The sequence below is a fragment of the Kribbella solani genome, assembly GCF_014205295.1.
Classification (GTDB): Bacteria; Actinomycetota; Actinomycetes; order Propionibacteriales; family Kribbellaceae; genus Kribbella; species Kribbella solani.
The window spans coordinates 7,382,321-7,394,766 of record NZ_JACHNF010000001.1 but is presented as its reverse complement, the minus strand read 5'-3'; the positions used below and the strand labels follow the sequence as shown (position 1 = coordinate 7,394,766).

The 12,446-nt window shown below is 67.2% G+C and carries 11 protein-coding genes; 3 read left to right on the top strand and 8 right to left on the bottom strand.

Going from position 1 to position 12,446, the window contains the following annotated elements; all coding sequences use genetic code 11:
- Positions 1 to 24 precede the first annotated feature (24 nt).
- Both HDA44_RS34370 and HDA44_RS34365 read right to left on the bottom strand, forming a co-directional pair.
- Entirely contained in the window at positions 25 to 246 is a 222-nt protein-coding gene (locus HDA44_RS34370) for a biotin/lipoyl-binding carrier protein (RefSeq protein WP_184841681.1), read from the bottom strand.
- 118 nt (positions 247 to 364) lie between these two features.
- A complete protein-coding gene (locus tag HDA44_RS34365; protein WP_184841679.1) occupies positions 365 to 3,127 on the bottom strand; it encodes a sugar-binding protein in 2,763 nt (920 codons plus the stop codon).
- A gap of 98 nt (positions 3,128 to 3,225) precedes the next feature.
- Between HDA44_RS34365 and HDA44_RS34360 the strand changes: the two genes are divergently transcribed.
- On the top strand, positions 3,226 to 4,221 hold the full coding sequence (locus HDA44_RS34360; protein WP_184841676.1) for a LacI family DNA-binding transcriptional regulator: 996 nt from the start codon (positions 3,226 to 3,228) through the stop codon (positions 4,219 to 4,221).
- Here the strand turns inward: HDA44_RS34360 and HDA44_RS34355 are convergent.
- The 5 genes from HDA44_RS34355 to HDA44_RS34335 form a co-directional block, all read right to left on the bottom strand.
- On the bottom strand, positions 4,194 to 5,063 hold the full coding sequence (locus tag HDA44_RS34355; RefSeq protein ID WP_184841674.1) for an NAD-dependent epimerase/dehydratase family protein: 870 nt from the start codon (positions 5,061 to 5,063) through the stop codon (positions 4,194 to 4,196). The genes HDA44_RS34360 and HDA44_RS34355 overlap by 28 nt on opposite strands.
- The gene (locus HDA44_RS34350; RefSeq protein ID WP_319037814.1) at positions 5,060 to 5,941 is read right to left on the bottom strand and encodes a carbohydrate ABC transporter permease; all 882 of its coding nucleotides are present in this window, start codon (positions 5,939 to 5,941) and stop codon (positions 5,060 to 5,062) included. Before HDA44_RS34350 ends, HDA44_RS34355 begins: the two co-directional genes overlap by 4 nt.
- Entirely contained in the window at positions 5,938 to 6,780 is an 843-nt protein-coding gene (locus tag HDA44_RS34345; protein ID WP_337906746.1) for a carbohydrate ABC transporter permease, read from the bottom strand. The genes HDA44_RS34350 and HDA44_RS34345 overlap by 4 nt, the downstream gene beginning before the upstream one ends.
- A 34-nt stretch (positions 6,781 to 6,814) precedes the next feature.
- A complete protein-coding gene (locus tag HDA44_RS34340; RefSeq protein WP_184841669.1) occupies positions 6,815 to 8,191 on the bottom strand; it encodes an extracellular solute-binding protein in 1,377 nt (458 codons plus the stop codon).
- A 166-nt stretch (positions 8,192 to 8,357) separates the two neighbouring features.
- Positions 8,358 to 8,888: an ABATE domain-containing protein gene (locus HDA44_RS34335; RefSeq protein WP_184841667.1), complete on the bottom strand. Its 531-nt coding sequence runs from the start codon at positions 8,886 to 8,888 to the stop codon at positions 8,358 to 8,360.
- Positions 8,889 to 8,957: 69 nt separating this feature from the next.
- On the opposite strand from HDA44_RS34335, the gene HDA44_RS34330 reads away from it, so the two are divergent.
- On the top strand, positions 8,958 to 10,199 hold the full coding sequence (locus tag HDA44_RS34330) for an MFS transporter (RefSeq protein ID WP_337906743.1): 1,242 nt from the start codon (positions 8,958 to 8,960) through the stop codon (positions 10,197 to 10,199).
- Positions 10,190 to 11,413 carry an IS30 family transposase gene (locus HDA44_RS34325; RefSeq protein WP_184830367.1) on the top strand — a complete coding sequence of 408 codons (1,224 nt, stop codon included), beginning with the start codon at positions 10,190 to 10,192 and terminating at the stop codon, positions 11,411 to 11,413. Before HDA44_RS34330 ends, HDA44_RS34325 begins: the two co-directional genes overlap by 10 nt.
- An 84-nt stretch (positions 11,414 to 11,497) precedes the next feature.
- Here HDA44_RS34325 and HDA44_RS34320 read toward each other — a convergent pair whose 3' ends face one another.
- Positions 11,498 to 12,379, bottom strand: coding sequence for an SIS domain-containing protein (locus HDA44_RS34320; protein WP_184841665.1), 882 nt, complete (start codon positions 12,377 to 12,379; stop codon positions 11,498 to 11,500).
- Positions 12,380 to 12,446 lie beyond the last annotated feature (67 nt).

Sequence of the window (12,446 nt, the reverse complement as noted above, 5' to 3'; positions counted from 1 at the left end):
GAATCACCCCTGCATGATTCTGCGTCACCTCGGGTCGATGACGGCGATCGGGTCTCCGTCCCGGACCACTTCGCCTTCGGCGACCTTCAGCTCGGTCACGGTGCCGGCCACCTCGGCCAGTACCGGTATCTCCATCTTCATCGACTCCAGAATGACCAGGATGTCATCCGGTTCCACCGTGTCCCCGGCCTTGGCGGTGACCTTCAGCACGTTGGCCACCAGCTCGGCCAGCACGGTGTGACTCAACTCGCACCCCTCCCGGGTCCTGTGGACTCCCAGTGCCGATCCTAGGCGGGTCGGCCGGGTACGGCGTAGGTGCCCCTCGGGCAGCGTTCCAGGGCACCTACGCCGAGTCAGGGACCGGCTACCTGGCAGCGGACGGGTCGAGCCTGATGGCGTTGAACAGCCCGGGGTTCTTGGTCTCGGCGACGCCCCTGCCCCAGGTCAGCCAGCCACGCCGCCCAGTGCCGTCGTTCTCGTTCAGCACGACGGTCGCCGCGATCAGCCTGTCCTTGGCCGCGACACCGAGCGTGCTCCACGGCACAGCGATCTCGTACGTGGTCGTGTGCGCCGCCTCGTCACGTACCACCTTGGCCTGGACGCCCGGCGGTACACCTGTCTGACTGGTCGGTGTCCAACGCCAGGTGTCCACCGGACCCGCATCGGTCAGCGCGGCACCGATCTCCTGCGTCTGGACTGCTTCACCGGGCGCACCGGCTGTCATACCGAGCTGCAGCCCGTCACCGCCCCAGATGTTGCCGCCACGGCTCGGCTGGGAGAACACGTCGTCGGTGACCTTGGCTGACAGGTACAGGTTCTGGTCGTCGTGCGTGAGCCACAGCCTGCCGGACAGGTCACCGGGACCGCCCCAGCCGGTCACCGGTGGGGTACCAGTGCCTTCCAGCGCTATGGCCGGCTGCCGCGCGACCACCGGGTCAATGACGCCGTCCAAGTTGACCGTGTACCGCTTGGCGACTGTTGGCGCAGTGACCGGAACCAGCTTGCCGGATGCCTGGATGTCAGCAGCACCCGTCCGACGCAGACTGGCAGACCAGGTAGTGGCCTGGTCGAGCGTCAGCGCCACATCGACCTCGTCCGTGCCGTGTGCGGGGACCACACAGCCGGCCAGCAACGTGCCTGACGCCGCTCCAGCCGTCCAGTCGAGGCCGCTCAGGATGATGGGTTGTGACGAGGAGTTGGTGACCCGGAAACGAAGCAGGTCCTTTCCACTGCCGTTCAGTACGTGCGAAGCAGTAACTGACAGCGGAGGGGTCGCTGTGCCAGCCGCGGACACCAGTCCGACTGGTTGCCCGTCGACGCTGACCTTCGCCGAGTACGTACGCGGCCCGGTCGAGTCCTGTGCCGGATAGGCCACTGCAGCAGTAGCCGTTGCACCTGCAGCCGCCGAGCCACTCGTCTCAGTGCCACCGGCCGACACAGTGAACGTGTGCGCCACCGCATCCGGGTTGGTGAACGTCAGCGTGCCGGTGGCTGGGTCGCCGGCGATCTCCGGTGACATGGACAGCCCGAACCGGTTGGACGGTGCCACGCCAGTGATCGCGCCGCGTGCGTAGAACGGGTCTGGTCCAGCAGTCATCCACACGTGACCACCCGCGTCCGCAGTCAGTGTGGTCGTCACCCCGTACAGGTCAGTTATCTGCACCGGCGATCCAGCTGGTGCCGCAATGTTCACCAGACCGGGTGTCGTCGACCAGACCGCGTGGACCGACTGTCCGCTCCCCGCGTTGAACGAGACGTCGTACCCGTTCGTACCGAACCGGGTCTGTCCGATCAGTGGAAGCTGGTCGATCTGCCGAGCCAGGACAGCAGTTGCCACGTACGACGGCTTGGGTACGAGCGCACCACGCGAGTCGAGCCGGTTACGCACCATGCCGAACCGGTGCTCCACGTCGGACGGGTTGTTGCCGGAGTCCATGAAGTTGTACGAGCTGTACCGCGCGACACCGTTCCCGTACGACAGCAGCTGGCCGCGTACCAGGTCACGGGCCTGTGCCGGCTCGGACACCGCACTTGGGTTCGTACCGGTGGCCCAGCCCTGTTCGGTGATGTAGATCGGTTTGCTGGAGCCGTGCGCCGCCATGATGCCGCGGATGGTGTTCACGTACGCAACGGATGCCTCCGGGTCGAGCGGCTGCACGTACGGGTGGATGGTGACCGCGTCCACGTAGTCGAGCCCACCGAGGTCCGCGAACTTGGTGAACCAGCCCTGCCAGTCGTTGATGACGGCAAGCGACGGACCGGTCAGCTTCACATCCGGATGCTTCGCACGAACCGCTGCGCTGACTGACTTGAGCAGCGCGACGTAGTTCTCCGGACTGGCCTTCGCGGCGCCGTTCTGGTCGCGCAGGTTCCACTCGTTCCAAAGCTCGTACGTCGTGTGCTCCGTACCGAACTCGTCAACAGCCGCGACAGCGTACCGAGTGAACGCGGCCCGCTGTTCGTCGGTCGACGGCGCCTCGTCGGGGTAGTACAGCGAGTTGCCGTAGTCGAGGATGTTCAGGAAGTCGACGTGGTTGTCGTCCAGCGCCTTCTTGTAGTCCTTGACCTTCTGCGGGAACTGGATGACGCCCTTGGTGGTCTCGGCCGCGGACCAGAACGCCTCGTCCCGCGCGGTCGAGATACCCCCGTTGGCCATCAGCGGTACGGCCTCCAGACCCGGGTTGGCCACGCCACCGAAGCCCAGTGCGGACGCGACGCCGATGCGAGTGTCGGTGGAGGTGGAGAAGTCGTGTGGGGTGAGTACGGCGAAGTCCGTACCGCCCAGCGTGGTCGAACCGTCGGCAGCCACCGCGGCGAGATCGGTCTGGTACCAGCCGGGTGTGCTGATCGGCAGTGTGAGCTGTCCGTTGAGTGCAGCGGCCGATGCGGAGCCTTTGCTCACTTCGGTACCGGCAGCATCGCGGACCGTCCAGCTGACGGTGGTCGCGTCGGTGCTGAAGCCGAGTTGCACCTGCTGCCCGACGGTGAACGTGTTGCCGACCGTGGTCGGTGTGATCGTCAGCGTGGGCGCGGCGGCGGTCGCGGCGCGGGCCGGTGACTGAAGTACGGCGGCCAGCAGCAGACCGGCCGTGAGAAGACTGACTGCGCCCGAGCGGCGACGGGTCATGAAACTCTCCTCCCAGGGAGCGAAAGCGGTTTCGCTCCCCAAACCCTGCTGCCCGGCGAGCCACCTGTCAACGGCTCGGAACCAACTAACATGGGGGAATGGCCAAACCGGTGATCACGTTGTCCGATGTGGCCGCGGCGGCGGGGGTGTCGTTGTCGACGGCATCGAAGGCGCTGAACGGGACCGACCGGATCTCCGCCGCGACCCGGCAGCACGTCCGGACCACGGCGGACCAGCTCGGGTTCCGGCACAACGCGCTGGCCCGGTCGTTCGCCCGCGGCCGCAGCCAGACCATCGGCGTGCTCACGCACCGCGCGTCGAACCCGTTCACCCGCGTGGTGCTCGCCACCGCCGCCACCGAGCTCGGCGCCAAGGAGCAGGCGATCCTGCTGTACGACGCCCGGATCGACGACCACGACGTGACCGAGTCGATCCTGCAACTGCGGGCCCGCCGGATCGACGGCGTGATCGTGATCGGTACCGGCACGTCGTTCCCGACCCCGTCGCTGACCAGCCGCTTCGACGTACCGGTGATCTACGCGTTCACGTACACCGAGAACCCGGACGACGTCACGATCACCTCCGACGACGACGCGATCGGCCGGATCGCCATCCAGCACCTGCTGTCCAAGGGGCGCCGGAAAATCGCGCACATCACCGCGGAGCCGCACGACAACGCGGCGGTCAAGCGCGCGGCCAGCGCCAAGGAGATGCTGGCGGAGGCCGGGCTGGCGTGGGCCGCGCCGGTGCGGTTCGGCCGTTGGCGCGAGGACTGGGGCGCGGAGGCGGCCGCCGCCGTACTGGCCGAGTCGCCGGACGTGGACGCGATCTTCTGCGGGAGCGACGCGATCGCCCGCGGCGCCGAGCGTGCGGTACGAGCCGCCGGCCGCGACGTACCCGGCGATGTCTCGCTGATCGGCGTCGACAACTGGGAGCAGCTGATGCACGACCAGCGCACCTCCCGGCACCTGACCACGGTCGACGTCGGGCTCGAGGAGATCGGCCGGCAGGTGGCGGCCCAGCTCCTCGAACCCGACCCGAAGCCCGGCATCCAGTACGTCGCGCCTCAGATCGTGACCGCGGAGACCACCTGATCGTCGTCGTGGATCGAGAACCGCGGCGTGAAGCCCAGCAGCTCTTTCGCCCGTGCAGTGTCGACCAGTGCGTCCCGGCCGTGCACGGGCCGCCGTAGCGGGACGGTCGGCGCGTACTCCCGTAGCAGCTCGTCCGTTTGCCGGTCGATCAGGATGTCGTCGGCCGCCAGCCCGACCACATGCGCGCCGGCGACCGTTGACTCCAGTGCGGCGATGATCGCGCGTACGCCGTCCCGCAGGTCCAAGTACGCCCAGCCTTCGCGGGCCATCCCGGACGGGTCGCGTTCCGCCCTGGCCGCGAACTTGAGCAGCTCCGCATGGTCCTTGACCAGTGGGAAGCGCAGTGCGATCACGTCGGTTCCCCAGCGCCGCCAAGCCATCCGTGCACTCTGTTCGTCGACGCTCTTGGACAACGAGTACGCGTCGGAGATGTCCGCGTGCACCTCCTCGTCCAGCGGGTAGTACGCCGGTACGACCTGGTTGACGTTCATGGGTACGCCGAACGCGTTGATGCTGCTCGCGATCACCGCGCGGCCGATGCCCTGCTGTCCAGCCTGTGCGAGTACGTTGAACGTCGCCGCGACGTTGTTCTCGAACACCTCCTCCGGCGTACCCAGACTGGGGTGCGGGATGGCGGCCAGGTGCAGTACCGCGTCCACACCGTCCAGTGCGGCGCCGACGTCGTCGGCTGATCGCGCATCGCCTACCAGTGGGCGATCTGCCGTACTGGTGTGGTCGTAGCGCAGGGACAGGCCGGTCACCTCGTACCCGGCGGCTTGCAGACCGACCACCGCGGCCCGGCCGATCGAACCGTCCGCACCGGTGACCAGAACTCGTTTCACGCTTTGATTCCTCCCGACAGGCCGACGCCGCGCAGAAACGCTCGCTGGAACACCAGGAACAGCAGCACCGGGATGAGCAGGGCCAGGAACAGGCCCGCCAACTGGATGTTGAGCTCCGTCACCTTGGCGATCTTGGGCAACGCCACCGAGACCGGCTGCAGATCCGGATTCGTCAGCACCAGCAGAGGCCACAGATAGTCCTTCCAGGAGGAGATGATGCTGAGCAGCAGGACCACGCCGAGGATCGGCCGCGACAGCGGGAGTACCAGTGAGGTGAACACCCGGAGTGCACCGGCGCCGTCGATCCGGGCCGCTTCGAAGTACTCCCGCGGGATGCTGTCGAAGAAGCGTTTCACGATCAGCACGTTGAACGCACTGGCCGCGGGTGGCAGCCAGACCGCCCAGAACGTGTTGGTCAGGTTGGCATGTACTACTGGCACCTTCAGCACGGTCAGGTACAGCGGGACGAGTGAAACGATGTGGGGTACGAACAGCGTGGCCAGAATCGCGCCGGACAACACTGCACCCCAGCGTGGGCGCAGCACGCTCAGTACGTAGCCGGCTGTCGTACACACGATCAGCGACGCCAGAGCGGAGCCGGCGGCGATGATGGCGGTGTTACCCAGGTAGTACCCGATGTGGCCCTGTTGCCAGGCAGTACTGAGGTTTCCCCACTGCACTTCACCGGACGGGAACCACGCGAGTGGCGAGCGCACACTGTCCTGGGTCGGGGAGATCGCTGCCTTGAGCAACCAGAGCAGCGGTCCGAGACCGGCAACGAGCAGTCCGATCAGTACGAGGACCTGCCCGATGACGAACGGCACACGTATCCGGGTGAGCTTCCGGTCCGCGTCCGACAGTGCACTCCGTTCGCTCACTCCGTACTCCATCCACGAGTGGCCAACTGGAACACGGCGGACACCACCGCGAGCGCCAAGGCCAGCAGCACACTCAGCGCGGTAGCAGCTCCGTAGTCGCCGTTGACGAAGGCGTAGTTGTAAATGAGCAGCAAGATGGTTGTAGTCGCTCCCTGTGGTCCACCACCGGTGAACAGCAACGGCTCGGTGAACAGCTGCATGGTGCCGATGATCTGGAGCAGCAGCATCAACAGCAGGACACTGCGCAGGTGCGGCAGCATCACGTGCCATACGCGGCGTACTACGCCTGCACCGTCCAGCTCAGCCGCCTCGTACAGGTCAGTACGGACGGAGGTCAGTGCGGCCAGGTAGATGATCACTGCGTTGCCGGCACCGGCCCACGTCGCTTCCAGCACGATGGACGGCATTGCTGATGACGGACTGTCCAGCCAGAGGAACGGTCCGAGCCCGACACTGCCCAGGATGCTGTTGAACATGCCGCCCGGCGACGGGTCGTAGAAGAACCGCCAGAGCAGGATGGCAACCACCGGCGGGGTGATGACCGGCAAGTACGCCAGTGTGGAGTACAGCCAGGACCGGCCACGTAGCTCGGACAGGAACATTGCCAGCAGCAACGGCACCGGGAAACCGAACAGCAGCGCCAGCAAGGTGAACCAGAGGGTGTTCAGTGACGCCTGCCCGACGGCTGGGTCGCTCAACACGTACCGGAAGTTCTCCAGCCCGACCCACTTGACCGGATCGATCAGATTGGTCTGCTGCAGGCTCATCACCAGGCCCTTGACGATCGGGCCCCACGAGAACACCAGGAAGACCAGTAGTACCGGCAGCGCGAAGAGCACTGCCGGTACACCGTTGCGCAGGCGGCGAAGCAACTCAGCGCCCGAGCTTGGCGTTCACGGTGCCCGCGGCCTTGGTCAGCAGCGCGGAGATGTCCGCCTTCTCGCTGCCCAGTACGGTCTGCACGACCGGGTCGAGCGCCGCGTACACCTCCTGAGCCTTCACCGGCGGCTCAGGGATGATCTTCTGGTCCGCGGCCACCTTCGTGTACGGCGCGAAGTTCTCCAACGGGACGTTCACGTACGGCTTGATCCAGTCCTGGTACGTCGAGTACTGGTCGGCCGCGACCACCGGAAGCCCCGGTACACCAACGGGCTGCTTCGCCGCCACGCCGTTCTTGGCAGCTGTCACAGCGGCGTCCTGGTTCACGTACTTGTTCAGGTACGCGAACTTGATCCACTTGATCGCTGCTGCCTTCTCGGCGTCGGTGGCGTTCGGGCTGACGATCTGGACGCTGCCACCGCTCAATGTGCCGTGGTCACCGCTCTGCTGCGGCATCGGGCCGATACCGAACGCCGACGCCTTCAGACCGTTCGTCGTGACCAGAGTGCGGTACGCGTCCGGCGCTGACATGTACATGCCGATCTTGCCGGCCGCGAACGCCTTGGAGATGCCGTCGATGTCGTAGAGCACCGCCTGGCCCATCGACTTGTCCACCCACTTCATGTCGTGCAGCGCCTGCAGCGCGGCCCGCGACGGCGCGTCGTCGAACGACGCCTTGCTGCCGTCCTCGTTCTCGATCGAGCCACCGAACGCGTAGCTCTGCGTGGTGAACATCCAGCCGCCGGTGTTGCTGGTGGTCATCTGCGCGTACCCGGCCTGACCGGTCTTCTGGGTGATCTGCTTCGCGTACGCGCGCAGCTCGTCCCAGGTGGCCGGCGGCTTGTTCGGGTCGAGCCCAGCCTTGGTGAACAGGTCGCGGTTGTAGACCAGGCCGACCGAGTACGCGGCGGTCGGGACCGCGTACACGTTGCCGGACTGGTCCTGGCCGATCTTCAGCACGTTCGGGTTCAGCTGGGTCATCAGGCCGTCGTCCTTGAGCACCTTGGTCAGGTCGGCGACCTGCTTGCGGGCGATCAGGCCCTGCGGCTCGGTGAACGGCACGTTCAGTACGTCCGGCAGCTGACCGCCGGCGGCCTGGGCCTGGAAGGTGGTCGGGTCCCAGAGCGTCTCGACCGGGTTCAGCTTGATGTCCGGGTTGGCCTTCTGGAAGTCGGCCACCTTCTGGTCGTACTGGGCCCGGTTGGCCGGGTCCGAGCTGGTCGGACGGTCACCCACCGTGATCGTCACCTGTTGCTCGCCGGACCCTGAACCGGCTCCGGCGGCGTCGCCCGAGGACGGCGCGCTGGAGCAGGCCGCCAGCAGGAACGGCACGGAAAGCCCGGCAGCACAACGAATTGCAAACCTGTTCATCGGAACTCCTCTGCGCGGATGGCGATCGGCAAGCCGACCGTTCCGCACAGTAGCGCAAGCGCTTTCGCATTCACCAGACCTCAGACGAAACTGGTTTCGCACCAGACGCCCACCCCGGCCGCGCCTCAGCTGGTGGGGAAGCAGGTGGTGGGGGAAGCAGGTGGTGTTAGGGGTTGCGGGCTCGGTGGGCTGTTACTCGGGTTCGGGTTGCGCAGCGGGGGGTGCAGAAGCGGCGGGGGCGGTGTTCGGCCGGGTTGGCGAACACTCGCTCGCAGTCCGCCGCCGCGCACACCCCTAGCGCCTCGAACCCGTGACCAGCCGCGAACGTCGCCAGCCCGAGCGCTGTCGTCGCGGCCAGCCATTCACCCCACGACGCATCCGGATCAGCCACATGCAGATGCCATGGCGCCCCATCGTGATCCGACAAGTACGGCTTCACGGCGTACTCCGCCAGCAACCCGTTCAGTACGCCGGCCGCCACCCTGCCGTCCGCGTGGAACACCGGGCGGAGCCGCTCCCGGACCGCGCGCACCGCGACCAGGTCGTCCTCGTCCGGTTCGACCGGCTCCGGCTCACCGTGTTCGAGCAGGAACGCCCGCAACGACCCCGGTGAAACCAGCTGCTCAGGATCGAGCGTGCGGGTGTTCACCAGATCCACCGCAAGCCGCACCAACCGATCCGGCGACTGAATTTCCACTGGACTCCTCCCGTAACGTATTTGCTAGCGTAACGCGTAACAGCCAGATCAGCGTTACAAGGAGGGAAAGTGCTCAGCTACTACCTCGCGGCCACCCTCGCCCGGTTCGCCGACGAGATGGTCGCGTTCACCCTCGTCCTGCTGGTACTGGATCGTACGGACAGCCCCGCGCTCGCCGGCCTGACCGGCGCCGCGTACGCCCTGCCGGCGATCGTCACCGGCCCACTCCTCGGTGCCTGGCTCGATCGAACACCCCATCGACGCAGCGCGCTCGCGGTCAATCAGGCCGCCCTCGCGGCCGTCATGCTCGCGCTTCTCGCGTTCGTCGGCCACAGCGCGAGCTGGGTCTCCCCCGCCCTCGCCGCGATCGCCGGCACCACGCTGCCGATGGTCAGCGGCGGGTTCACCAGCATGCTGCCCAGCCTGTTCCGGCCGGATCAGCTGGCTCGCGCAAACTCGTTCGAGGCGGTCAGCTTCAGCGCGGCCGCGATCGCCGGACCAGCGACCGCAGCTACTGTCGCCGCGGTAGTCGCCGTCGACGCGGCAGTCGTGGTGATCGTGGCCGCCGCCGCACTGAGCATCATCGCCATCACCCGGTTACCAGCACTCCCACCGGTCGGCGCCAGCGGCGAGCAGTTCCTCAGCTCAGTCGTCGGCGGACTACGCCATCTCGCCCGTACGCCGCCGCTGCGAGCGTCAACAGTCACGACCACTCTGCTGATGGGCTTCACCGGCATGCTGCTGATCGCACTACCACTACACGTGGCGTCGCTCGGCCTTCCCAAGTCGGCCGCCGGCTACCTGTGGACAGCAGTAGAGCTCGGCAGCGTCACCACGGCACTACTACTCGGCCGTGTCCAAGCACGCTGGCGGCCTGAGTACGTCGTGGTGGTGTCCGTCGCGGCGTACGGTCTCGTACTAGGCACCTGGCCGTACGCGGCATCATTCGGAGTCCTACTACTGCTCGCTGTCGCCGCCGGACTCGTGGAAGGGCCTACTTTGCCGGCCATGTTCGCGGCGCGGCAGCAGTACAGCCCGGAGCCACTTCAGGGCCGGGTCAGCACAACCGCTGCCAGCCTCCGAGTCGGCGCCTCCGCCCTGGGCCAAGCCACCGCCGGCCTGCTGATCCCACTGTCCGGCACCCAGGCCACCCTCACCACCACCGCCGCCGGCCTGCTGACCGCAGCCACCGCCGGCCTCCTGATCGCCCGCCGCCCAAGCACCCCACGCGGCGGGTTCTCCACTGATGTTGGGGGGCGGGGTCCAGTGGTCGAAGCAACGCCTGATGGAAGGTGTTGTGTATGCCGATGAGGTATCCGTACGGAGTGCGGGATGAGTTTTTCGCGCTGGTGGGTGGTGGGTGGTCGGTGCAGTCAGCGGCGTCGGCGGTCGGCGTGTCGTGGGATACGGGTTCGTTGTGGTGGCGAACATCGGGGCTTGTGGAGCCATCGTTGCGGCAGAACAGAGCTGGTGGGTTGCCGGGCAGCGTGCCAGCAGCAGTCCCGGGTGGGGTCGCGGGGACGCGAGCTCGGCGGCCGTTGACCAGTGAGGACCGGGCGGTGATCGCTGTGCTGTTACGGCAGGGGTTGTCGTATGCCGGGATCGGTGAGGCGATCGGGCGGGACAAGTCGGTGATCTGGCGTGAGGTGGCCCGCAATCGCGGCCGGGACGGGTCCTATTGGGCGCCGGTGGCTCACCGTGCCGCTCATGAGCGGCGGCGCCGGCCCAAGGAGTTCAAGCTGGCCGCCGATCCGGGGCTGTGCGCCCGGATCACCGGCTGGATGGACACCGGCTGGTCCCCGGGCCTGATCGCGGCAGTACTGCGCCGTGATCACCCCGGCGACAGCGCGCAGGAGAGGATGGCTCGTGTGTCGCACGAAACCATCTACCAAGCGCTGTATGTGCAGACCCGCGGCCAGCTGCGACAAGACCTGCACCGGCAGTTGAGCCTGCGCCGCACGGCCCGCAAACCCCGCGGCGGCGACCATCGCCAGGCCCGAAACCCGTACCGGGAAGCGTTCACGATCAGTCAACGCCCCGCCGAGGCCACCGACCGTGCCGTGCCCGGACATTGGGAAGGCGACCTGATCATCGGCACCGGCAACCGCTCCGCGGTCGGCACACTGGTCGAGCGCACCACCCGGTTCACCATCTTGCTGCACCTGCCCGGCCAGCACGACGCCGACACCGTGGCCGAGACCATGATCACCCAGATGCGCACCCTGCCCGACCACCTGCGCCGCTCCCTGACCTGGGACCGCGGACGCGAACTAGCCGCCTACCGGCGCATCCAGCTCGATCTGAACATGCCTGTCTACTTCTGCGACCCCCACTCCCCCTGGCAACGCGGCACCAACGAGAACACCAACCGGCTCCTGCGGTTCTGGCTCACCAAAGGCACAGACCTGTCCACCCACACCGCCGCCAGCCTCGACCAGATCGCCACCACCCTCAACCAACGACCCCGCCCTACACTCAACCTCAAAACCCCAGCCCAAGCACTGGCCGAACTACTCGTTGCTTAGACCACTGGACCCCGCCGGGGTTCTCCACCCGCACACCAGTGGAGAACCCCCAACACGGGTGGATAACCCTCAGCCGAGGATGACTCAGCCGAGGATGACGGAGCGCGACAGGCTGCGGGGCTGGTCCGGGTTGAGGCCCAGGGCCAGGGCCTTGGCGACCGCTACGCGCTGGGCGACGACCAGGGACGCCATCGGGTCCAGGGCGGCGTGGTGCACGATCGTGGCGCCGGTCGCGGTCACGTCGTCGACCAGGCCGGCCGGCGGCTCGCCGAAGATCCAAACGCCGCGGCCGGGCTGCGCGATCGCGATCGGGCCGTGCCGGTAGTCCATCGCCGGGTATGCCTCGGTCCACGCCGACGCGGCCTCGCGCTGCTTCAGCCCGGCCTCATGGGCCAGACCGACGGTCCAGCGCGTACCCACGTACGTGACCTGCTCGAGCTTGGCCAGCTCGTCGACGTCGACGGTCAGCGCGGTCTCCGCGTCCGCGGCGGCCTGGGTCAGGTCCTGACCGAGCGAGGCGCGCAGCAACGCGAGCGTGGTGGTGGCGAACCGGGTCTGTACGACCGACTGCTCGTCCGCGAAGTCGAGCATGATCGTCTGATCGGCCAGGTCGACGATCGGCGAACCCGGGGTCGCGGTGATCGCGACGGTCGGCAGGTCGGTGCCGCGGATCAGGTCGAGTACCTCGGTGGTGGTGCCGGAGCGGCTGATCACGACCACCACGTCGTACGCCCGGCCGGCCGGGAACTCCGAGCCCGCGAACGCATCCGTCTCGCCTTGTCCGAGGTCCTCACGGAGCGCGGCGTACGCCATCGCCATGAACCAGGACGTGCCGCAGCCGACGGCCGCGACGCGCAGACCGGCCCGCGGAAGTGCACCGCCGTACTGCGCGAAACCCGCCGAAACCTGGCGCCACAGGTCCGGCTGAGTGGCGATCTCACTGCTCACGAATGGCGTCTGGGTCATGTCGTCTCCGCACTTGTCATGGTCGAAACTGCTCGAACGTGATCGAATGGTGCCAACCAGCCGCCAC

Coding starts and splice junctions, on each gene's coding strand:
- HDA44_RS34325 (WP_184830367.1), top strand. CDS start 10,190: ATGCCGATGAGGTATCCGTACGGAGTGCGGGATGAGTTTTTCGCGCTG.
- HDA44_RS34360 (WP_184841676.1), top strand. CDS start 3,226: ATGGCCAAACCGGTGATCACGTTGTCCGATGTGGCCGCGGCGGCGGGG.
- HDA44_RS34365 (WP_184841679.1), bottom strand. CDS start 3,127: ATGACCCGTCGCCGCTCGGGCGCAGTCAGTCTTCTCACGGCCGGTCTG.
- HDA44_RS34340 (WP_184841669.1), bottom strand. CDS start 8,191: ATGAACAGGTTTGCAATTCGTTGTGCTGCCGGGCTTTCCGTGCCGTTC.
- HDA44_RS34320 (WP_184841665.1), bottom strand. CDS start 12,379: ATGACCCAGACGCCATTCGTGAGCAGTGAGATCGCCACTCAGCCGGAC.